This is a genomic window from Curtobacterium sp. CFBP9011, assembly GCF_034045095.1.
GTDB lineage: Bacteria > Actinomycetota > Actinomycetes > Actinomycetales > Microbacteriaceae > Curtobacterium.
The window spans coordinates 106,694-126,173 of record NZ_JAXCWN010000001.1 but is presented as its reverse complement, the minus strand read 5'-3'; the positions used below and the strand labels follow the sequence as shown (position 1 = coordinate 126,173).

Sequence of the window (19,480 nt, the reverse complement as noted above, 5' to 3'; positions counted from 1 at the left end):
GAGCAGACCTCGCTTCCTGTGGAACAGCACAGGCAGCGCAGCGGGAACTGCACAGCCAGCGCAGCGGGAACGCCACCCGCAGCGCGAACGCGCCCCGCCCTCAGCCCCCGAAGCGCCGCGACCGCAACCCGAAGTCGCGCACCGCGCGGAGGAAGTCGACCTCGCGGAGGTCCGGGTAGAACGCCTCGACGAAGTAGAACTCGCTGTGCGCGCTCTGCCACAGCAGGAAGTCCGACAGCCGCTGCTCCCCCGAGGTCCGGATCATCAGGTCCGGGTCCGGCTGCCCCTGCGTGTACAGGTGGTCGCCGATGAGCTCGGGCGTGAGGACCTCGGCCAGGGTGTCGAGCGTCCCGCCGCCCTCACCGTGGCTGCGGACGATGCTCCGCATGGCGTCGGCGATCTCGCGCCGCCCGCCGTACCCGACGGCGAGGTTGATGTGCAGCCCGGTGTGGTCGGCCGTGCGGGCCTCGGCGGCCGCGAGCGCAGCCACGAGCTCCGCGGGCAGGCCGTCGTTCGAGCCGACGTGCTGGACGCGCCAGGTGCGGTGGTGTGACAGCCGCTCGGCCAGGTCCGCGATGATCCCGACGAGCTGGTCGAGTTCTTCGCCCCCGCGACCCTTGAGGTTGTCGGCGGAGAGCAGGTAGAGCGTGACGACCTGGATGTCGAGGTCCTCACACCAGGACAGGAACTCGGGGATCTTCGCCGCGCCCGCCCGGTGTCCGTGCGCCGCGGTCTCGAGGCCCAGCTGCCGCGCCCACCGCCGGTTGCCGTCCACGATCATCGCGACGTGGCGGGGCTTCTGCGCACCGTCGATCTCGCGTCGGATGCGCTTCTGGTAGGCGCGGTAGAGGAGCCCACGCCCCGCCCATCCCAGCCTGCCCGTCACGGCGTCGACTGTAGTGCAAGCACCCCTCGTGTCGACTCTCAGCCACCGCCCCGTCCCCCGGCCGTACGGTCGGAGCATGCAGTCAGACCAGGGCGCACCGGCCCTCCCGCACGTGCCGTTCACGGAGGAGGCCGAGACCACCCCCACCATGGTCGGCGCCGCCGACACCCGCCCGGCATGGCGCGGCTGGATCCACGCCGGCACGTTCCCCCTCGCCGCGGCCATGGGGATCGTGCTCGTCACCCTCGCGGCCACCCCGGCGGCGAAGGGGGCCAGCGCGGTCTTCATGGCGACGTCGCTCATCATGTTCGGCGTCTCGGCGACCTACCACCGCTTCCCCTGGCGCCCGGTCGTGAAGCGCGTGCTCAAGCGCATCGACCACACGAACATCTTCCTGCTCATCGCCGGCACGTACACGCCCGTCGCGGTCTGCGCGCTGCCGCACGAGCTGATGGTGATCGTGCTGTGGGTGATGTGGAGCGGCGCACTGCTCGGTGTCGCGTTCCGCGTCTTCTGGATCGGCGCTCCGCGGTGGCTGTACGTGCCGCTCTACCTGGCGCTCGGCTGTGCGGCGTTCCTGATCCTGCCGCAGCTCTTCGCCGCGAGCGTCCCGATGACGGTGCTCGTGCTCGCCGGCGGGTTGGCGTACATCCTCGGTGCCGCGGTCTACGGCTTCAAGCGGCCGAACCCCTCGCCGACGTTCTTCGGCTTCCACGAGGTCTTCCACGCCCTCACCGTCGTCGCGTTCGCGGCGCAGTGGGCGGGCATCCTCGTGATCGCGCTGCACCCGGTCCGCTGAACCCGGTCCCGGGCACCCCGGTCCCGGAGACGGGCCGGACCGGATGACGGACGGGAGGCTCCCCATCAGCTGGTGGGGAGCCTCCCGTCCGTCATCCGGTCGCGTCGACCGAGGGGGTGCGTCAGCCGCGCTCGGTGTCGTCGCCGACGTCGGCCCGGCCGTCCTCGTCAGCGCGGCGGCGCGGTTCGTCCGTCACCGGGCCGTCGGCGGAGTCGCCGGACACTTCGGCTTCGAGTCGTTCGCGGATCTCGGCGCGGTAGCGGGTCCGGCGGATACGTCGGGTCATGTCGACGACGAGCAGGATCGTCACGATCGCGACCAGGGCGATCGCGACGAAGCCGGCGACCCCCGGCGTGACGTCGACGTCGGGGACGCCGCTCGGGCTCGGGCTGGGGGTGGTGGCGGCCAGTACTGCAGCGATGGTGCTCACGCGTGCGCGTCCTCTTCGGATGGGATGCCTGCGAACAGGTCGGACTCGGGGAGCTCGGTGGGGACCCTGGACTCGACGAGCTGGTAGTCCTCGGTGGGCCAGACCTCGGCGAGCAGGTCGTTCGGCCAGTAGAAGAACGGGCTGTCCGGCGGCACCTGGCTGGCGTGCGCACGGAGAGCGTCGTCACGGGCCTCGAAGTACTCGTGCACGTCGACGTGGGACGTGGCGAGGTCCGGCCGGTCCGCGAACCGGGCCACCCACTCGCCGAGCTGCTCGAGCAGGGGGTTCTCCGGCTCGCGCTCGCGCAGGGCGTCGTGGAAGGCGGAGAACCGACGCGGGTTCATCGTGCGTTCGTAGTAGAGCTTCGCGACGGACCAGGCCGGGCCGGCGTCCGGGTACTGCTCGGGGTCGGCGGCGGCGTGCCAGGCGGCGACCGAGACCTCGTGCGTCCGGATGTGGTCGGGGTGCGGGTAGCCGCCGTTCTCGTCGTAGGTGACCAGGACGTGCGGACGGAAGCGCCGGATCACGCGGACCAGCGCCTCGGTGCTGTACTCGAGCGGGACGGTCGAGAACGTGCCGGGACGGACGGTCTCGCCCTTCTCGGCGTCGGGCAGACCGGAGTCGTGGTAGCCGAGCCAGATGTGGTCGATGCCGAGGGCTGCCTGCGCGGCGGCCATCTCGGTCCGCCGGAAGCCCGCCATGTCTCGGTGTGCCCGGGCCTTGGCGGTGTCGGAGAGCTGCTCGTTGAGGATGTCCCCCGCTTCACCGCCGGTGCACGAGACGACCAGGACCTGGGCGCCGTCGGCCACGTACTTCGCCGCCGTGGCCGCTCCCTTGCTCGACTCGTCGTCGGGGTGGGCGTGCACGGCCAGCAGACGATGGGGCACGGCGATCCTTCACAGCTCACGGACTTGCGGTCGCGGGTGGCGCACGGCGAGCGTGAACTACCCTGGGATCAGGATAATCACCCCGGGAGCCCCGAACTGTCCGATCAGCACCACGCCCCAGCAGGCGGAACCGCACGCGGCACGTCCACCGTCCTCGACGGCCGGACGTCACTCGACGACCGGTACGGACGCAGTGCTGACACCCGGCGCCGCGGCAAGCTGCTGGCCGTCGTGATCGCGGTCACCATCGCGGTGGTGTTCGCCGTCTGGGTGATCTGGGCGGGCCCCGGTCAGACCACGCACGGGCTCGACACCGACGACGTCGGGTACGAGGTCCTGTCCGACCACAGCGTCGTCGTGCACACCCAGGTCGCCGTCGACCCGGGCACCAGCGTGCAGTGTGCGGTGCAGGCGCTCGACAAGTCGTACACGATCGTCGGCTGGCGGGTCGTGACGCTGCCGGCCGAGGAACAGCGTGACCGCTCGATCTCCACGCAGGTGAACACGACGACCCGGGCCGTCACCGGGTTGATCCACTCGTGCTGGGTTCCCTAGACTGCTCGGAATCACGGATCGAGACCGGCCGCTGGCCGGTCTCGATTCTTTTGCGCCACACGCTGTGACCGGTCCCGACCGCCGCGGCCGAAGGGAAACGACATGAGCAACGACACGCAGGGCACCTGGCTGACCCAGGAGGCGTTCGACCGTCTCACCGCCGAGCTCGAACAGCTCTCCGGCCCGGCCCGCATCGAGATCGCGAGCCGCATCGAAGCTGCCCGTGAAGAGGGCGACCTCAAGGAGAACGGTGGCTACCACGCCGCCAAGGACGAGCAGGGCAAGATCGAGGCCCGCATCCGCGCCCTCACCGAGCTCCTCAAGCACGCCACCGTCACGGAGGCGCAGTTCGACGGCACCGTCGAGCCCGGCACCGTCGTCACCGCCACGATCGCCGGGGACGCCTCGACGTTCCTGGTCGGCAACCGCGAGATCGTCGCCGAGGGCTCGGACCTCACCGTGTACAGCCCGGTCAGCCCGGTGGGTGCCGCGATCGTCGGCCTCCGCGCCGGCGAATCGACGACCTACACGGCGCCGAACGGCAAGGAGATCGCCGTCCAGGTGACGAACGTCGAGCGCTACGAGCCGTGAGGCACGAACCGTCGGCACGAGCCGTCGGGCCTCACATCGGACAGCACCGGACACTCCAGCCCGGCGTGCGGCGCCTCGCGCACACGCCGGGCTGTTGCGCGTGTGGGGTCGTGCGCACTGGCCAGCCCGCGCTCGCGCGAGTGGTCACGACACCCCGCTCACCTCCGCCGACTGGTCACGAATCGTCGTTCTCCGCGCCCCAGACCGACGGGACGTGACCAGTCGGCAGCCCAGGCTCGGCGAGTCCTCCGCCGGTCGGCACCCGGGGGCTGGGGACGAGGGACCGGGACCGTCTGGAGGCACGACCAGCGTTCGCCAGGTCGGCACGCGCCTCCCGTCCAGACCGCGGGTCCAGGCCGGACCGGCCCTGCACGGAGCGGTCACGACGCACGGCGGACAGGCCGCCGACTGGTCACGTTCTGTCGGTCCGAGCTCCGCAGAACGACAGATCGTGACCAGTCGGCACGGCACGCACGGCGGGTCCGACGGTCGGCAGCGAACGCACTGGCTCTGCAGACCGACAGGACGTGACCAGCCGGCACCGCACGCACGGCGGGTCCGAGAGCCGGCAGCGCACGTGCGGCGGGTGCGACAGGCGGCAGCGCACGCGCGGCGGGTGTGCCTCAGCCCGCCCGCCACGATGCGACAACGCGGCGGTACAGCGCGACGAGGCGGCGGTCACCGCGCCGGCAGGGCGTTCCAGACGTGCCCCCAGGCCGCCTCGAACGCGACCGCGTCCACCCTGCCCGCACGCAGCGCGTCCTCGAACGCCGACAGCGCGTCGAGCGACACCGCGAACAGGTGCACCTGTCCGTGCACCTCGGGTCGGCCGCTGCCGTGGAACGTCGTCACGGTGAGGGCCCGGACGAGCGGACGCAGCCGCCGCGTCGCCGACCGCAGCACGAGGAACCCGAGCGCGTACAGGGCGAACCCGACGAGTGCGCCGAGGACGGGTGCCGAAGTCCAGGCGACCGTGGCCGCTCCTGCCACCACGACGCCCGCCAGCGGCCAGGCGTGCGCGAGGCGCAGCAGCAGCCGTTCGTGTCGGTCGGTGCCGGGCGGGTAGACGACGAGCGTCCGCGTCTCCCACATGGTGCGGCCGACCGGTCGGACGTCGAGCCGACCCCAGCGATGTGGGCCGTCGACGATCCGGGTCCGGACGCCCTCGACGGCTGTCATCGCGATGACCCGACGGAGACCGGAGCGGGGACGACGGACGACACCGCCGCCACGACACCGGTGCCGGCCACGACCTCCCGGCGGGCCACCACGACCTCCCGGTGGGTCAGCGCCCGCCCGCACGGGAAGCACACCAGGTCCCCGACCTCGACGTCCGCCGGCACGACGAGCACCGCGGCGTCCGCGCCCTCGCCGTCCGCCAGGGCATCGCGCACGACCGCCGTCGCCCGGGGAGCGGTCGTCCGTCGTCCGATCAACCGTGCCTCGTCGAGCACCGCGCACGCCGGCAGCACCGCGTCGAGTTCCAGCACCAGGCCGCCGTCCGTCCGCCGAACCCCGGTCACGGCAGCGACCGCGACGCTCATCCCGCGTGGTGTCCAGTCCCGCGAGCGGTAGCGGGGCGGTGCTTCCTCAGCCGTGTGCACGCACGGGGTGCCGGCGACGTCGGCCAACCGGGCCATCGACACCGCACTGACGCGCACGTCGTCGATCGTGGGCTCGGTGTGCGCCGGCCAGGCCGACGGGTCGAGCGGGTCGGGGATCGAGGCACGGAGCGACGGGAGGATGGCGGTCAAGGTCATGCCGACGAGCCTCGCCCCGGCAGCACCCGTGCGGGCCACTCCTCACGGCTCGCTGACGCCCGGCGCGCGGATCCGTGCGCTGCGCTGACGCGTCCGGCAGGGACGCACACGGTGCGCCGGCCGGCATGCCCCTCGTGTCGCGGACGGCCAGCCCGTGGTGCGCTGACCGGGAGGCGCGTGGTGCGCCCGACGCGCGGCGCACGTCGGAGCCGTGGCGGGCCTCCAGGACCTTCCGAGTGTCCCGGTTGCCGCGCGGCTGCGCGCGGAGGGCTCGTCAGTTGATGAGCTGCTCCGGACGGAACCCGGCCTCCTGCAGGCGGGCCATCACCTCGTCCGCGTGGTCGGGGCCGCGCGCCTCGATGGACAGGTCGAGTCCGACCTCGTTGATGACGAGCCCCTGGCCGTGCCGGGTGTGCAGGACCTCCACGACGTTCGCGCCGGCGTCCGAGATGATCTGGGACACGCGGGCGAGCTGCCCGGGACGGTCCGGCAGCATGATCCGGATGCCGATGTAGCGCGACGCGGCGACGAGCCCGCGGGTGATGATGCGCTCCATCATGAGCGGGTCGATGTTCCCGCCGCTGAGCAGCACCACGGTCCGCCCGGTGTCGTGCACGGCGCCGGACATGATCGCGGCGACGCCGACCGCTCCCGCTGCCTCGACCACGAGCTTGGCGCGCTCGAGCAGCACGAGCAGGGCCCGGGCGGTGTCGTCGTCCGAGACGGTGACGACCTCGTCGACGAGGTCCCGGATGATCGGGAAGTTCATGTCGCCCGGACGCGCGACCGCGATGCCGTCCGAGATCGTCGGCGAGGTCGTGATCGTCAGCGGCTCCCCCGCGGCGATGGACGACGGGTAGGCGGCGGCGTTCTCGGCCTGTACCCCGATGACCCGGATCGTCCGACCCAGGCGTTCGGCGAGGCCCTTGACGGCGATCGCGATGCCGGAGATGACCCCGCCACCGCCGATCGGGACGACGACCGTGTCGACATCGGGCACCTGGTCGAGGATCTCGAACCCGAGCGTGCCCTGGCCGGCGATCACGGCGGGGTGGTCGAACGGCGGGATGAAGACGGCTCCGGTGCGGGCCGCGAACTCCTTCGCGGCGGACAGTGCCTCTTCGACGGAGTGGCCGCGGAGCACCACGTCGGCCCCGTACCGACGGGTGGCCTGCAGCTTCGGCAGGGCGACCCCGACCGGGGTGAAGATCGTGGCGGGGATGCCGAGCTCGCGGGCGGCGAAGGCGACTCCCTGGGCGTGGTTGCCGGCGCTGGCGGCGACGACCCCGGCTTCCCGCTCGGCCGCCGACAGGGTCGACAGGCGGTTGTAGGCGCCGCGGACCTTGTACGCGCCGGTGCGCTGCAGGTTCTCGCACTTCAGGTGCACCGGGGAACCGAGCAGCCCCTCGAGGAACTTCGACGTCTCCATCGGCGTGACCCGGGCGACGCCGGCGATCGTCTCGCGCGCCGCTTCGATGTCGGCGAGCGTGGGGATCGGCGATGCAGTCGTGTCGGTCACGGTCCCATCATCGTCGGTCGCGGAGCGTCCGGCTGTCACGTGACGCTCAGTTGGTGCTGGCGGTGCCCGGCTCGGCGGCCGGCCCGTCGTCGGAGCCCGGCGCCGGGACGTCGTCGCCGACCTGGTGCCGCCGTCGCCGCAGCTGGATGCGCCCGTGTTGGCCGCGCTTCGGGGTGGCCTCGAGGACGTGGTCGGAGTCGAGCCCCCGCCAGCGCCCGCTCGCGATGGTCGTGACCATGGCGTTCAGGGTGGCGATGAGCGGGACGGCGAAGAACGCACCGGAGATGCCGGCGAGACCGGAGGCTGCGGTCACGCCGAGCACGACGGCCAACGGGTGCACCTTGACCGCGTTGCCCATCACGAGCGGCTGCAGGATGTGGCCCTCGATCTGCTGGACGAGCAGGACGACGCCGAGCACCAGGACGGCGGCGAGCGGCCCGTTGAAGATGAGCGCGACGAAGACGGCCAGGAAGCCCGTGACGATCGCACCGACGACCGGGATGAACGCGCCGAGGAACACGATCGCGGCGATCGGGATCACCAGGGGCATGCCGCCGAAGAACAGCCCGACGATGAAGGCGCCGAGACCGATGCCGACCGCGTCGACGAACGCGACGAAGATCTGCACCCGGATGAAGCTCGTCAGGGTGATCCAGCCGGCGACACCCGCACCGTCGACGGTCGCGCGGGCCTTGCGCGGGAAGAGCCGGACGGTCCAGCGCCAGACGTTCTTGCCGTCGATGAGCAGGAAGATCGTGGTGAACAGGATGATGAACAGCGCCTCGAAGACGTGCGTGGCGCTCGACCCGGCGCTCGCGACGCCGGACAGGATCGTGCCCGAGTGGTCCTGCACCCACTTCGTGGCTTCATCGAGCCACTGGTTGACGTCTTTCTGTGAGATCCCGAATCCGGAGTTGAGCACGAACTGCCGCACGTTGCCGTACTGGGACACCGTGCGGTCGCGGAGGGACGGGTACGAGGCGATGATCTGGTCGATCACGAGCCACACCAGGGCGGCCACCGCGGCGAGCCCGCCGAGCAGGCTGATGATCACCGCGAGCCACTTCGGGACGTGCCAGCGCTGCAGCCGGTTCGAGATCGGCACGAGCAGGGCGGAGATCACGACGCCGATGAGGAAGGGGACGAGGATCTCGCTGAAGATCGTCATCAGCCAGATGAAGAGGGCGATGACGCCCGCGACGACGAGCACGCGCCACGAGAACGCCCCCGCGATGCGCATGCCGAGCGGTACCGAGTCCTCGACCACGGGGTCGGGATGAGTCTTCTTTCCCCATGCCATTCCGCCACTGTATCCACGCGGAACCGGGGAGGTGCCGGTCGCGGCATGTGTGACGTCCGACGCCGGGCTGATCCGGGCGTCGGCGGGGCTCGGTAGCGTTCCCGTCATGGTCAGGACCACGCTCTCCGCCGCCGAGGCCCGCCGGGTCGCCCTGGCCGCGCAGGGGTTCGGCCGGGCGCCGACGACCGGTTCGACCGCCCTCGCGCCGACCCGGGCGGTGTCGGCCGGCCTCGCCCGACTCGGGGTCCTGCAGATCGACTCGGTGAACGTCTTCGAGCGCAGTCACTACCTGCCGCTCTTCGCTCGCCTGGGTCCCTACGACAAGAGCGCCCTCGACCGGTTGACGCTGACGCAGCGCAGCCCGTGGATCGAGTACTGGGCGCACGAGGCCGCCTTCGTCCCCCGCGACGACCTCCTGCTGTTCCGGTGGCGGATGGACGCGTACCGGCAGCGCGACACCACGAACCCGCTGCGCATCGCCGGGGTCGAGCAGACCGCTCGGGTCCGGACCGAGCTGCTGACCCTGCTCGCCGCCGAGGGGCCGATGCCCGCGAGCGCCGTCGAACACGAGTCGAACGTCCGACGGGGGCCGTGGTGGGGCTGGAGCGACGTGAAGCACGGGCTCGAACAGCTCTTCCGCTGGGGCGACGTCGTCAGTGCCGGACGCGCCGGGTTCGAACGGGTCTACGCGCTGCCGGAGCAGGTGCTGCCGTCGGGGTACTTCGCAGCCGCCCCCGACCGGGCCGACGCCGTGCGGGAGCTCGTCCGCCGCTCGGCCCGTGCCGTGGGTGTCGGCACCCGTGCGGACCTGGCCGACCACCACCGGCTGCGCTCCGACGACACCGCTGCCGCGATCGCCGAGCTGCAGGACGCCGGCGAACTGGTGCCGGTGTCGGTCGAGGGGTGGCGCGACCGGGCATGGATGCACGTGGACGCCCGGGTGCCCCGCCGGGTCGAGGTCGACGCCGTGCTCAGTCCGTTCGACCCGGTGGTGTGGTTCCGGCCGCGCGCCGAGCGGCTGTTCGGCTTCCACTACCGGATCGAGATCTACACACCGGCACCGAAGCGGGTGTTCGGGTACTACGTGCTGCCGGTGCTGCAGGACGACGCCCTGGTCGGTCGGATCGACCTGAAGAGCGACCGGCAGCGCGGTGTGCTGCACGTCCGGACGGCCTGGCACGAGCCCGGGGCGCGGATCGACGTCGAGCGGTTGGCCGCGTTGCTGCGGCGGACGGCCGCGTGGCAGGGGCTCGACGGGGTCGAGGTCACCGACCGCGGGACAGCGGCCGGGGCCCTGGGGGCAGCGCTCGGGGTCGTGCCGATCGGGTGACGGCCGATCGGGTGACTCCCGACCAGCTCACTGCGGGGCGGCTCGCTAGAACTGCACCCGCGGCGGTTCGGCGATAGCAGCCGGTTCGGCGGTCTCGAAGAACGGCGCCTGGCCGACACCGCGACGCTTCGCGATGCTCGAGGCCGGGAACGACTGCACCTTCGTGTTGAGCTCGCGCACGCCTCCGTTGTAGTGCCGACGGGCGGACTGGATCTTGTCCTCCGTGGACACCAGCCGCGACTGGAGCTCGAGGAACGACTGGCTGGACTGCAGCTGTGGGTACCCCTCGGCGATGCGGAACACACCCTTCAGCGCCTTCTGCATGTGCCCTTCCGCAGCCGAAGCGGCGACGGCATCACGCGCGGCCAGGGTCTCAGCGCGGGCGTCGGTCACAGCCGTGATCGCCGACTTCTCGTGCGCGGCATGACCCTGCACGGTGTCCACGATGGTGGGGATGAGTTCGGCGCGTTCCTGCAGGTGGGCGGCGATCTCGGCCCAGGCGGTGTCGACGCGGTGCTGCAGCGCGGTGAGGGACTTCTGGCTCGACCAGAACCAGATCCCGATCACCACGAGGACGACGACCACAACGCCGATCACGATGAGTGTCGTGACGACTCCGGTGTCCATTCGGGCGTACTCCTTTGCGCGTCGGGCCGCAGTTGCATGCGGACCTCCGCAGCCCGCTGGATGGGACCTCAGCGGTCCGGATCGATCCTACCGAGAGCCTCTGAGCGCCCTCGCCGAGGACCGATCTTCACGGCCGATTCCCGAGTGATGCACACCCGGTTCGCGGGGCGCATCCGGAACGGACCCGGACAACGACCCGGAACGGCCACGGAGGCGCGGAAGCGGGGTGTTCCTCCGCGCGGGGTGTTGACCGGAGCGCCCGGATCGCGTGGGATGGACAGGATGGACACGGCCGGGGACAACGTGCAGCACCAGGACGTCAGGGGTGACGCCCGGCGTCGACGACCCCGGAGGACCGCGGCGCGCCTGCTGGTCGCGGCACTCGGCCTGACGCTCCTGCCCCTGGCATCCGTGCCCGCACTCGCGACCACGCTCCCCGGAGCCGACACGACCACGGGCAGCGGCACCACCACGGCGACCGGCACCACGGGCAGCGGGACCACGACGGGCACCAGCACCTCCACCGAAGACGGCACCGGCACCGATCCGGGCACCAGCGACGCCGCGAAGCCCGCCCCCGTCTTCTCGAACCCCGTGCCGGCCCCCGGTGCCGGGGACGCCGCGAGCCCCGCCCCGACGACCTCCCCCACCCCGCCCTCCGGCAGTACCCCGACCGCGCCGACGATCGTCGACCCGGGGGACATCACCACCGCCCTCGCCCGCTTCTCCGGACGGGCGACCCCCGGGCACCAGGTGCGGGTCGCCGAACCCGCCGTCCCCTCGGCCTCGGTCTGCCGTGCCCTCACGAGCACCGCCGGCTCGTGGTCCTGCGTCGGGACGGTGCACTCCGGCCCCGCGCAGGTCTTCACCGTCCTCGACACGACGGCCTCCGCCCTGCCGAGTGCCGACGCCGCTCCGTCGGACGTCATCGTGCCGCCGACCATCGACGCCCGACGGCCCACCACGGGGACGGTCACCGGGACGGGCCACCCCGGCGCCACGGTCACCGTCAGCCGGTCCGGTTCCACCGCGGTGCTGACCGCCGTCGTCACTGCTGCCGGCACGTGGACTGCCCGGTGGGGATCCGGTGCGAGCGCCCCGGCCGAGGGCACCGTCAGCGTCAGCGCCACCCAGACCGCGAGCACCGCCACCGGGTACCGGTCGGACCTCCGGAGCGCCGCTTCCGCCGCGCGGACCCTCGTCGTCGACCGGACCGCGCCCGCTGCGCCACGGATCACCGCGCCGGCCGGATCCGGCGCCGTCGGTCCGCAGCGCGTGCGCATCGCGGGGACCGCCGAACCACAGACGGTCGTCACCGCGTACGTCGACTCGACCGCGGTGTGCCGGGCGTCGGTCGCTGCGGACGGGACGTGGTCCTGCCGGGTCGCGGACAGCCTCCGCGCCGGCACGCACGATATCCGGGCGGTCGCACAGGACGAGGCGGGCAACACCTCGGCGGCCGCGAGCGCCACCATCTTCCGGGTCACCGGCGACGCGTCCGCGACCCCGACGACCAGCACGCCCGGGGCGACCCCCGGCAGCGGAGCCGGTAGCGGCACCCCCGGTGGCGGGACGCACGGCGGTGGGACGCACGGCAGCGGACCCGGCAGCGCCGACGGCACCACCGGCCCGACCAGCGGGTCCGGCACCGGCCCGACCGGCGGCACCGGACCGACGGACGGCACGGGCACCAGCGGCGACGGGACCCCCGGCAGCGCACTGCCCGGTGGAGGCCCGAGCAGCCACGCCGGCGGCCCCGACTGGACGGGTCCCGCCGGTGACTGGACCGTCGCGACCGGGTACGACCACGCCGTCCCCACCATCCAGTCCGCGTTCTCGTGGCGCACCCTCGCCATCGCCGGCGGGGTCGCCGCCGCGTTCCTCGTGCTCGTCGCCGGCCCGGGGCGGGTCCTCGCCGGTGCCCTGCACGGACGGATCCCGTTCGGTGCCGCCCGCTTCACCGGCCGGAACCGCACCCGCTCGGAACGCCGCCGCGGTGACGACGCCGTGGCGAGCTGGGTCACCGTCACGATCGGGATCGCCGTCGCCGGTCTGCTCGCCCTCCTCGGCACCGGCATCGCCCTCGAGGCCCGCTACGTCCGTCTCGCGATCGGCGTCGTCGCGGGCGTCGCGGTGCTCAGCGCCGGCGTCGTCCTCGCCACCCGCTGGACCGCGGGCGAGGACCGCCACACCGTCACCTACCGGCTCTCCCCCGGCCTGCTCCTCGCCGCGGTCCTGGCGAGCGGGCTGACCCGTGCCGCCGACCTCTCCCCCGCCCTCGTCGTCGGGGTCCTGCTGGTGCCGGTGGCCCGGACCGACCTCGACACCGCCGCCCTGCACCTCGGCCGGAGCGTCGCCGCCTGCGCGCGGAGCGCCACCTGGCGATCGGTCGCGCTGCTCGTCCTCGCGGTCGTCGGATGGGTCCTGCACAGCGTCACCCCGTCCGTCGGCTTCGCCGGATCGCTCGTCTCCGAGTTCGCCAGCACCCTCTGCGTCGGTGGCCTCGGCTCGCTGGTCGTCACGCTGCTGCCCCTCCGCGGGACGGCGGGCGCCGCACTCGCCTCGGTTTCCAGGCCCCGGTACGCGGCCCTCGCGGCGGTGGGTGTCGGTCTCGCCGCCGCGGTCTACTCCGGTGCGGCCGGCACGCACGTCCCGGTCGCCGCGATGGCGACCGGTGTCGGCGTGGTCCTGGTCGCGGCAGCTGCTGCCTGGGCATGGCTCCGGTTCGACGGGGCCGCCGTCCGGTCCTGACCCGGGTCCGGCGCGGGCGGTGGACCGGGCGGTCCGACCAGCCGGGAGGCTCGACGCGGCCCCGCCACGGGCCTCCCGTCCGTCGTCGGCACCGTCACCGATCCGTGTCCGGCGACCGGAGCGTGGCGGAGTGCGACGGACCGCCGTCGGCCGAGGCCCGGCCCGGCCCGGCCGTCAGTGCGTCCGCGCGCCGATGCGTCAGTGCGTCGGGGCCGAGCGGGCGAAGAGGCCGGGCAGGAGGCCGCCGATCTTCGTGCCGACGCAGAGGCTGATGAACGTCGCGAGCGGCGTCGCGAGGGCCCCGGCATCGAAGGTCGAGAGCGCGACGAGCCCGACCGTGCCCGGGACGAGCAGCAGGAACGCCGGACGGAAGGACACCGTCGCCGGGATGACGGGCACGATCCGCTCCAGTACGCGCGTGGCGACGAAGAGCAGTGCGGCGGCCAGCCCGGTCGCGACGACGCTGCCGCTGAACGGGGTCAGCCACGAGACGACCGCGTAGGCGGTGACCATCACGACGACCGAGGCCGCGGTGAGCCGCCAGCCCGAGCCGAAGACCAGGCTGATGCCGGTCGCCAGGACCACGACGGCGACCCACGAGGCCCACAGTGGTGGCACCGCCTCCCACCCGGCGCGGTCCGTGCCGATGCCGGCGACCTCTCCGACCAGGGCCGCCGAGGTCGGGTCGACGTGCAGACCCGTGACGGCACTGCCGGCCGCGATGCCCGCCGCCATGAAGCCGAGCATGATGAGGCCCTGCATCAGCCGGGCCGAACCGGTGACGATGTCCGCCGCGGTGAGCTCGAGCAACGCGTTGGTGATGAGCGCTCCCGGCACGAACACCGCGACCGGGGCGCAGACGGCGTAGAGGGGGACGTGGTCGAACCCGGTGCTCGCGGCCACGAGCCCGACGACCGCGGTCGCACAGAACGCCGCGAGGAACGGGACGACGGCGATGGCCTCCCGGAAGCGCCGGAGCAGCAGACCGATCACACCGACGAGGGCGCCGACCGCCAGCGCGACCAGGACCGCCCACCACGGGCAGCGGAACACGACCGCCAGGCCGGCCGACGTCAGCGCGTTGCCGAGCACCCAGGGCAGCGGCGCCGGCGGACGGGTGCCCTGCCGGATGCTGCGGACCCGTGCGGGGATCTCGGCCAGGGCGATCGCGCCCCGTTCGAGTCCGAGGACCAGGCGGTTCGCCCGGGCGGACTGCCGGAACGACAGCTCGATGCCCTCGGCGTTCACGATGGTGGCGGCACCGGTGGCCGCCTCGCTGACGATCACCAGCGCCGGCAGGACGCCGATCGCCAGGCCGTCGACCCCGGCGGCGTCGCGGGTCTTCTCGAGGGCCGAGCGGACGTCGGTGACCGAGCTGCCGGCGTCCAGCAGCAGGGCGCCGAGCGTGCCGAGGAGCATGCCGATCGGGACGGTCTCGCCGTCGATGACCTCGACGTGGGCCTCGGGGCGCCGGAGGGCGTCCCGGAGGTTCGTCAGCGCGCTCCCGATCCCGACCACAGGGTCAGCGTAACGAGTCCGGCAGCCCGTCCGGTTCGGGTGCCCGTCGGGTGCCCGCCCGGTTCTCGTACCCCCGGTGGGACTCGAACCCACAACTCAGCGATTTTAAGTCGCGTGCCTCTACCGATTGGGCCACGGGGGCGCACGACCGCTGCCGGTCGGGCCCGATCAGCCTACCGACGCGGGAGCGGGCGGCCACCCATGGGGTGACCGCCCGCTCCCGGACGTGCTCGAGCTCTCCGCTCGGCCTGCTTACTCGGTCTTCGCCGACTCACCGGCGCCGACGGGCGCGGCTTCCTTCGAGACGTCCTCGGCGGGCGTCGCGTACGCGGGACCCGCTGCGTCGGCAGGCTGGCCGGCGGCCGGGGACTCCGCTTCCGGAGCGGCCTCGACGGCCGGCTTCGGGCGGGAGGCCCAGGCCTCGAACGCGGCACGCGGGGTCTCGCGGTCGTCGAGGGACGCGATGTCGCGGCCCAGGAAGAAGTTGCCGACCCAGTCGCCGACGACGCGGATCTTGCGCTCCCACGACGGCATGGCCAGACCGTGGTAGCCGCGGTGGGCACCCCAGGCGAGGAAGCCCTTCATGGCGAACTTGCCGGACTGGAACACACCGATGCCGAGACCGAGGCCCGCGACGGCGCCGAGGTTCTCGTGCTTGTAGTCGACCGTCGCTTCGCCGCGGATGGTGGCGACGAGGTTCTTGGCGAGCTGCTTGGCCTGACGGACCGCGTGCTGGGCGTTCGGGACGCACATGCCGCCGACGCCGCCGCCGGTGAGGTCCGGGACGGCTGCGACGTCGCCGCAGGCCCAGGCGTCGGTGATGACGGTGTCCTCGTCGACGATGCGGAGGTCGGGCTGCACGGTGATGCGGCCGCGGGGCTCGAGCGGGAAGTCGGTGCCCTTGACCATCGGGTTCGCCATGACACCGGCGGTCCAGATGATCAGGTCGGACTCGATGACCTCGATCGACTCGTCCTTGGCCTTGAGCTGGCAGACGCCGCCCACGGCCGAGGCCAGCTGCGTCTCGAGGTGCACCGTGGCACCGCGCTCGGCGAGGTTCTTGAGCACCCAGTGCGAGGTCTCGAGCGAGACCTCGGGCATGATGCGGCCCATCGCCTCGACCAGGTGGAAGTGCGTGTCCTCGAAGGCGATCTGCGGGTAGCTGCTGAGCAGGTCGGACACGAAGGAGCGGAGCTCGGCGAACACCTCGATACCGGCGAAGCCACCACCGACGACGACGACCGTGAGCAGACGCTGCCGCTCGGGGCTGGCCGGCATGTTGGCGGCCTTGGCGAAGTTGGTGAGGATCTTGTCGCGGATCGCGGCGGCCTCTTCGATGGTCTTCAGGCCGATGGCCTCGTCCGCGACGCCCGGGATCGGGAACGTGCGGGACACGGCGCCGGCCGTCATGACGATCTGGTCGTAGGACTCTTCCCACGGCTCGCCGAGCTCGGGGGTGATCGTCGCGGTGCGGTTCGCGTGGTCGACCTTGGTGACCTTCGCGGTGACGACGCGCGTCGACTTGAGGTGACGGCGGTGCGAGACCACGGCGTGACGCGGCTCGATGGAGCCGGCGGCAACCTCGGGCAGGAACGGCTGGTACGTCATGTACGGCAGCGGGTCCACCATGACGACGTCGGCTTCGCCCTTGCGAAGGTGCTTCTCGAGCTTCCAGGCGGTGTAGAAGCCGGCGTAACCGCCGCCGACGACGAGGATCTTGGGCACGGTTCGTGTTCTCCTTGGGGTGGGGTGAGCTGCTGGGAGGCTGGTCAGTTCTCGCCGCCACCCGCCCCGACTCCGGCGTCTGCATCCTCATCATATGCCCGGCATTCACACCGGGAGGGCGACCAGTCCGCGCGCTCCAGCGCGAGGTCGCCGATGGGGTTGACGCCGGGGCCGGCGGCGAGGGCGTGACCGACGAGCGCGTGCAGGCACTTGACGCGGGTGGGCATGCCGCCCGCGCTGATGCCCACGATCTCCTCGACGTGCTCGATCGACTCGCGGTCGTCGAGGTACGCCTGGTGTGCGCGGCGGTACTGCTCAGAGGTGTCGGGGTCCTCGAGGAGGGCGGCCAGTTCGGGCATGACCTGGTTCGCCTCGAGGGTGCTCACCGCCGCGGTGGCAGCGGGGTGGCACAGGTAGTACAGCGTCGGGAACGGGGTGCCGTTGCCCAGGCGGGGCTTCGTGGACACGACCGTCGGGTTGCCGCAGACGCAGCGCGCCGCGATGCCGATGACGTCACGAGCGGGACGTCCGAGCTGGGCGGACACCACCCGGACGTCGTGGGCGGTCGGCGGGTCGAACGGAGGGGTCGTCACGGGGACGTGAGCCTACCGGAATCCGGGCTTCTGCCCTACTTCGATGACGGGCCGCTGTCGGTGCTGTCCGTGCTGCCGCTGCGCTCGAGTTCGCTGCGGGTCTCGTCGGACAGGCCGGCCTGCAGGACCGAGGACAGCATCGACTGCACCCAGTCCACCTTCGGGGTCTGCACGCTCGAGCTGACCGGGGTGCCGGAGTCGGTGGTCGGAGCCGGCGTCGCCGTGGTGCCCTTCTCGGCACCCATCACGAGGTAGCTCTCCTCGCCGGGGTACACGTAGAGCAGCCGGTCGCGGGCCTGCGCCTCGATGTAGGCGGGGTCGTCCCAGCGCGCCAGGTCGTGCTTCTTCTGCGCCACGTCGGCCTTCTGCGCCGCCACCTGTCGCTGCATGCCGGTGATCTGCTCCTGCTGCTGCACCAGGGTGCGGAGCGAGGGCGCCAGGACCACGACGAAGAGCACGATGATGGCGAGCATCAGCAGGCTGAAGCCGGAGAAGTGCAGCGAGCGGTACCAGGGCTGCTCGGCGGCGGCTCCCTCGGGCATCGCCACGGGGACGCGGCGGACACGGGGCTTCTGGCTGGGCACGTCTCGACGATAACGCGGCGCCGGGGTTCCGCCACCTGCGGCACGCGCGTGTGCCGGACCCTCTCAGGGACGGCAGCCGGTCTGGAGGCGCGCCACGGGCCTCCCGGCTGGCTCGCCTCACCGAAACACCGCGAAGTCCGCGAGACGCCGCGAAGTTCGCAAGACACCGCCGGGATCCGCGGCGTCTCACCCAGAGCGCGGCGCCATCCGCAGACGGGGGCGTCTCGGCCGGGAGGCCCGCCGCGCCTCCCCGGGTACGCCTCGGCCCGTGGACATGGCAGAACGCCGCCCTCCCCAGCGGGGAGGACGGCGTTCCGGGGGTGCTGGTTACAGCGAGGCCGAGCGCGGGAACGCCGAGCGGCCCGCGTAGACCGCGGCGTCGCCGAGCTCTTCCTCGATGCGGAGGAGCTGGTTGTACTTCGCGACACGGTCCGAGCGGGCCGGCGCACCGGTCTTGATCTGGCCGCCGTCGACCGCGACCGCGATGTCGGCGATGGTGGTGTCCTCGGTCTCACCGGAGCGGTGGGAGAGGATCGCCGTCATGCCGTGGCGCTGGGCGAGCGAGACCGCGTCGAGGGTCTCGGTCAGCGTGCCGATCTGGTTCACCTTGACCAGGATCGAGTTGCCGGCCTTCTCGTCGATGCCGCGCTGCAGGCGCTTCGGGTTCGTGACGTAGAGGTCGTCGCCGACGATCTGCAGCTTCGAGCCGAGCTCGGCGGTCAGGTGGGTCCAGCCCTCCCAGTCGTCCTCGGCCAGCGGGTCCTCGATCGTGGCGAGCGGGTAGTCGCGCGCCAGGTCGACGAAGTACTGGGTGAACTCCTGGCTGGAGAGCTGCTTGCCCTCGAACGCGTACTTGCCGTCGTGGAAGAACTCGGTGCTGGCGACGTCGAGGCCCAGCGCGATGTCCTTGCCCGGGGTGAAGCCGGCCTTCTCGATGGCGGCGAGCAGGAAGTCGAGCGCTGCACGGTTCGAGGCGAGCTCCGGAGCGAAGCCGCCCTCGTCGCCGAGGCCGGTCGCCAGACCCTGCTTCTTCAGCTCACCCTTGAGCGCGTGGTAGGTCTCGACGCCCCAGCGGAGCGCTTCCGAGAAGGACTCGGCGCCGTAGGGCACCAGGAAGAACTCCTGGATGTCGACGTTGGTGTCCGCGTGGGCACCGCCGTTGACGACGTTCATGAGCGGGACCGGCAGCGTGTGCGCGTTCGGGCCACCGAGGTAGCGGAACAGCGGCAGGTCGACCGAGTCGGCCGCGGCACGGGCGACGGCGAGCGAGGCGCCGAGGATCGCGTTCGCGCCGAGGCGGGACTTGTTCTCGGTGCCGTCGAGCTCGATGAGCGCGGCGTCGACGAGGCGCTGGTCGGTGGCGTCGAAGCCCTCGAGCGCCGGGCCGATCTCATCGAGCACGGCTTCGACGGCCTTGAGGACGCCCTTGCCGCCGTAGCGCGAGTCGTCGCCGTCACGCAGTTCGTACGCTTCGAAGGCGCCGGTGGAGGCACCGGAGGGGACGAGCGCGCGCGAGACGACGCCGTCATCCAGGAGGACCTCGACCTCGACCGTCGGGTTGCCTCGGGAATCGAGGACTTCGCGTGCGCCTACGGCATCGATCACTGCCACTGGGTACTCCCTGT

18 protein-coding genes and 1 tRNA gene are annotated in these 19,480 nt (G+C 72.3%); 5 read left to right on the top strand and 14 right to left on the bottom strand.

The window, feature by feature from the left end:
- Positions 1–100: 100 nt before the first annotated feature.
- On the bottom strand, positions 101–886 hold the full coding sequence (locus tag SOM35_RS00620; protein ID WP_253467611.1) for an isoprenyl transferase: 786 nt from the start codon (positions 884–886) through the stop codon (positions 101–103).
- A gap of 76 nt (positions 887–962) precedes the next feature.
- Here SOM35_RS00620 and trhA point away from each other — a divergent pair, with 76 nt between their 5' ends.
- A complete protein-coding gene (trhA, locus tag SOM35_RS00615; RefSeq protein ID WP_320513897.1) occupies positions 963–1,685 on the top strand; it encodes a PAQR family membrane homeostasis protein TrhA in 723 nt (240 codons plus the stop codon).
- 121 nt (positions 1,686–1,806) lie between these two features.
- Here the strand turns inward: trhA and SOM35_RS00610 are convergent, their stop codons facing one another.
- Positions 1,807–2,115: a hypothetical protein gene (locus SOM35_RS00610; RefSeq protein ID WP_320513895.1), complete on the bottom strand. Its 309-nt coding sequence runs from the start codon at positions 2,113–2,115 to the stop codon at positions 1,807–1,809.
- Positions 2,112–3,002 (bottom strand): mycothiol conjugate amidase Mca, encoded by an 891-nt coding sequence (gene mca / locus SOM35_RS00605; RefSeq protein ID WP_181439380.1) that lies wholly within the window; start codon positions 3,000–3,002, stop codon positions 2,112–2,114. The genes SOM35_RS00610 and mca overlap by 4 nt, the downstream gene beginning before the upstream one ends.
- 231 nt (positions 3,003–3,233) lie before the next feature.
- On the opposite strand from mca, the gene SOM35_RS00600 reads away from it, so the two are divergent.
- Positions 3,234–3,557 carry a DUF4307 domain-containing protein gene (locus tag SOM35_RS00600; RefSeq protein ID WP_320513894.1) on the top strand — a complete coding sequence of 108 codons (324 nt, stop codon included), beginning with the start codon at positions 3,234–3,236 and terminating at the stop codon, positions 3,555–3,557.
- Positions 3,558–3,659: 102 nt separating this feature from the next.
- Positions 3,660–4,148: a transcription elongation factor GreA gene (gene greA, locus SOM35_RS00595; protein ID WP_320513893.1), complete on the top strand. Its 489-nt coding sequence runs from the start codon at positions 3,660–3,662 to the stop codon at positions 4,146–4,148.
- A gap of 678 nt (positions 4,149–4,826) precedes the next feature.
- On the opposite strand, the gene SOM35_RS00590 is transcribed toward greA, so the two are convergent.
- The 4 genes from SOM35_RS00590 to SOM35_RS00575 form a co-directional block, all read right to left on the bottom strand.
- On the bottom strand, positions 4,827–5,327 hold the full coding sequence (locus tag SOM35_RS00590; protein ID WP_320513892.1) for a DUF6611 family protein: 501 nt from the start codon (positions 5,325–5,327) through the stop codon (positions 4,827–4,829).
- Positions 5,324–5,908 (bottom strand): hypothetical protein, encoded by a 585-nt coding sequence (locus SOM35_RS00585; RefSeq protein WP_320513891.1) that lies wholly within the window; start codon positions 5,906–5,908, stop codon positions 5,324–5,326. Before SOM35_RS00585 ends, SOM35_RS00590 begins: the two co-directional genes overlap by 4 nt.
- A 274-nt stretch (positions 5,909–6,182) precedes the next feature.
- Positions 6,183–7,427 (bottom strand): threonine ammonia-lyase, encoded by a 1,245-nt coding sequence (ilvA, locus tag SOM35_RS00580; protein ID WP_320513890.1) that lies wholly within the window; start codon positions 7,425–7,427, stop codon positions 6,183–6,185.
- Positions 7,428–7,473: 46 nt separating this feature from the next.
- Positions 7,474–8,727: an AI-2E family transporter gene (locus SOM35_RS00575; protein WP_253467593.1), complete on the bottom strand. Its 1,254-nt coding sequence runs from the start codon at positions 8,725–8,727 to the stop codon at positions 7,474–7,476.
- Positions 8,728–8,833: 106 nt separating this feature from the next.
- Between SOM35_RS00575 and SOM35_RS00570 the strand changes: the two genes are divergently transcribed.
- Positions 8,834–10,057 carry a winged helix-turn-helix domain-containing protein gene (locus SOM35_RS00570; RefSeq protein ID WP_320513889.1) on the top strand — a complete coding sequence of 408 codons (1,224 nt, stop codon included), beginning with the start codon at positions 8,834–8,836 and terminating at the stop codon, positions 10,055–10,057.
- Positions 10,058–10,102: 45 nt separating this feature from the next.
- Here the strand turns inward: SOM35_RS00570 and SOM35_RS00565 are convergent, their stop codons facing one another.
- The gene (locus tag SOM35_RS00565) at positions 10,103–10,684 is read right to left on the bottom strand and encodes a LemA family protein (protein ID WP_111076449.1); all 582 of its coding nucleotides are present in this window, start codon (positions 10,682–10,684) and stop codon (positions 10,103–10,105) included.
- A gap of 282 nt (positions 10,685–10,966) precedes the next feature.
- Between SOM35_RS00565 and SOM35_RS00560 the strand changes: the two genes are divergently transcribed.
- Positions 10,967–13,435 (top strand): Ig-like domain-containing protein, encoded by a 2,469-nt coding sequence (locus SOM35_RS00560; protein ID WP_320513887.1) that lies wholly within the window; start codon positions 10,967–10,969, stop codon positions 13,433–13,435.
- A 198-nt stretch (positions 13,436–13,633) separates the two neighbouring features.
- Here SOM35_RS00560 and SOM35_RS00555 read toward each other — a convergent pair whose 3' ends face one another.
- The 6 genes from SOM35_RS00555 to eno all read right to left on the bottom strand — a co-directional run bounded on the left by SOM35_RS00555 (position 13,634) and on the right by eno (position 19,466).
- The gene (locus tag SOM35_RS00555; protein WP_181439377.1) at positions 13,634–14,953 is read right to left on the bottom strand and encodes a threonine/serine exporter family protein; all 1,320 of its coding nucleotides are present in this window, start codon (positions 14,951–14,953) and stop codon (positions 13,634–13,636) included.
- A 68-nt stretch (positions 14,954–15,021) separates the two neighbouring features.
- Positions 15,022–15,095: transfer RNA gene (locus tag SOM35_RS00550), tRNA-Leu, on the bottom strand.
- A gap of 110 nt (positions 15,096–15,205) precedes the next feature.
- Positions 15,206–16,678 carry an NAD(P)/FAD-dependent oxidoreductase gene (locus SOM35_RS00545; RefSeq protein ID WP_320513885.1) on the bottom strand — a complete coding sequence of 491 codons (1,473 nt, stop codon included), beginning with the start codon at positions 16,676–16,678 and terminating at the stop codon, positions 15,206–15,208.
- Between the two features lie 44 nt (positions 16,679–16,722).
- A complete protein-coding gene (locus SOM35_RS00540; protein WP_320513884.1) occupies positions 16,723–17,271 on the bottom strand; it encodes a DUF501 domain-containing protein in 549 nt (182 codons plus the stop codon).
- 35 nt (positions 17,272–17,306) lie between these two features.
- Positions 17,307–17,855, bottom strand: a complete 549-nt coding sequence (locus SOM35_RS00535; RefSeq protein ID WP_320513882.1) for an FtsB family cell division protein — start codon at positions 17,853–17,855, stop codon at positions 17,307–17,309.
- A 327-nt stretch (positions 17,856–18,182) separates the two neighbouring features.
- The gene (gene eno / locus SOM35_RS00530) at positions 18,183–19,466 is read right to left on the bottom strand and encodes a phosphopyruvate hydratase (RefSeq protein ID WP_111076424.1); all 1,284 of its coding nucleotides are present in this window, start codon (positions 19,464–19,466) and stop codon (positions 18,183–18,185) included.
- Positions 19,467–19,480: the final 14 nt, after the last annotated feature.

Bases quoted from the DNA above. Each gene is read 5' to 3' on its own strand.
- trhA (WP_320513897.1), top strand. From the start codon at position 963: ATGCAGTCAGACCAGGGCGCACCGGCCCTCCCGCACGTGCCGTTCACG.
- greA (WP_320513893.1), top strand. From the start codon at position 3,660: ATGAGCAACGACACGCAGGGCACCTGGCTGACCCAGGAGGCGTTCGAC.
- SOM35_RS00590 (WP_320513892.1), bottom strand. From the start codon at position 5,327: ATGACAGCCGTCGAGGGCGTCCGGACCCGGATCGTCGACGGCCCACAT.
- SOM35_RS00585 (WP_320513891.1), bottom strand. From the start codon at position 5,908: ATGACCTTGACCGCCATCCTCCCGTCGCTCCGTGCCTCGATCCCCGAC.
- SOM35_RS00575 (WP_253467593.1), bottom strand. From the start codon at position 8,727: ATGGCATGGGGAAAGAAGACTCATCCCGACCCCGTGGTCGAGGACTCG.
- SOM35_RS00570 (WP_320513889.1), top strand. From the start codon at position 8,834: ATGGTCAGGACCACGCTCTCCGCCGCCGAGGCCCGCCGGGTCGCCCTG.
- SOM35_RS00565 (WP_111076449.1), bottom strand. From the start codon at position 10,684: ATGGACACCGGAGTCGTCACGACACTCATCGTGATCGGCGTTGTGGTC.
- SOM35_RS00560 (WP_320513887.1), top strand. From the start codon at position 10,967: ATGGACACGGCCGGGGACAACGTGCAGCACCAGGACGTCAGGGGTGAC.